The 1,025-nt window shown below is 33.5% G+C and carries 1 protein-coding gene; it reads right to left on the reverse strand.

What is annotated here, in order from left to right; genetic code table 11:
• Positions 1-712, reverse strand: a 712-nt coding sequence (locus AC1DTM_RS28295) for a class I SAM-dependent methyltransferase (RefSeq protein WP_477001467.1), incomplete at its 3' end; no start/stop codon positions are given.
• Positions 713-1,025 lie beyond the last annotated feature (313 nt).

The raw sequence follows: 1,025 nt of genomic DNA on the forward strand, positions 1-1,025 counted from the left end.
AAGATGGACTTCGCGATTCGTTTATTAAATCTGGCATTTTCTCTATCCCTGCCAAAGTTGATTGTGGTTCGATTATTTTATCCAGCGAAAGCCCGTGTTCAATCAAAGTATTTATTAATGTGGCAACAGTTTTATGATAAATAACCACACTATCGTCAACAAACCAGTTGTGTACTCTGATTCCTTCTTCTTGATAATTATCTAATGCCCAGTGTGATGTATTACCATCCTCAGTTTTTATCCAATGGTTGCTTCCTTTGCGAGCTGTTGCTATTGGATGTTCGGTTGAAAAGATAAATTCACCACTGCTTTTTAATAGTTCATTAATCTTTTGAATCATTGCCGAGTAATTTTCAATGTAATGTATAGAGAGGGAACTTATAATCAGGTCGAACTTTTGATTGGTTAGTCCCATATCCTCCATAGGAAGACACATAAATTCTATGTTATCATCCTGATTTAACTTTTTAGCACGTTCAATCATATTTTTGGATATGTCTACACCTATTACGTTTTTTGCACCATTTTCTATACAATACTTTGAAAAATGACCATCACCGCAACCCAAGTCTAATACCGATTTTCCTTTCAAACACAGAATTAATGATTTGATTGCTGGCTGTTCTATGAAGTCATTAGCGTTTATTCCACTTTCACGCAATGCTGTGTAGTTTTTGAAGAAATTCGGATTATCGTAAATATTTTGTTTCACCTACATCACTCCTCAGATAAGGTTTTCATAGATTAAGCTGACTTCTGTTTCCAAATTATCATACTAACCATAAAAATTTTGTCATCCTTTTATTATAGTAATGGTTTTTAGGAAGATATCTCGAACTCAATACTTTCACAATCCTGCCCGTTTGCTGAATAATCTGCTGTAAATACTATACCGTATTAAGAAAWTTAACCTTTATTTTAATTATAAGCAACAATCTTTACGAAAAGAGCCTTTTATTTTTTATTAAGCTATTGAAACGATAGTGAAGGGACGAGAGCGTAATGAAGCGAGAACTATCGAAATT

The organism is Bacillus sp. P4_D3 (assembly GCF_056401855.1).